Raw genomic sequence first — 438 nt, forward strand, 5'->3', positions numbered from 1 at the left:
TGCGAAACGTGTTGACAACGAAATTCCAGATAGACGTAAAAATGCCCTTGATGCCGTCCCAGCACTGCTCCCAATCGCCAGTAAACAGACCGATCAGAACGTCCAGCAGCCCCAGAAGAACGCCAGTAAACTCTGAAAAGATGTTGGAGATATTCTGAAAAACGCCTTCAAAAATAGGAGCCAGCAGATTGCACAGCCCGTCCCACGCCGCTTTCAGCACATCGGTGAAACTCTCAAAGTCGAATCCCAGAGCATTTAGCCGGTCAGTGATGCCCTGTGTCAATCCAGTAAAGGTGCTTTTGATTTGCTCCCAGATGGCGATGATGTTGCTTTTGAATTCGTCATTGGTTTTCCAGAGATGCACAAAGGCAGCCACCAAAGCGGCAACAGCTGCGATGATGGCAAGCAGCGGACCTAATGACACACCCAACGCTCCGG

1 protein-coding gene is annotated in these 438 nt (G+C 50.2%); it reads right to left on the reverse strand.

Features of this window, described 5'->3' with window-relative positions; all coding sequences use genetic code 11:
• Positions 1 to 424 (reverse strand): phage tail protein (locus RUMCAL_RS16915; protein WP_040646587.1); only part of this gene is annotated, 424 nt, incomplete at its 3' end.
• Between the last annotated feature and the right edge of the window lie 14 nt (positions 425 to 438).

Origin of the sequence: Ruminococcus callidus ATCC 27760 (assembly GCF_000468015.1) — a bacterium.
Lineage (GTDB): Bacteria > Bacillota > Clostridia > Oscillospirales > Ruminococcaceae > Ruminococcus_C > Ruminococcus_C callidus.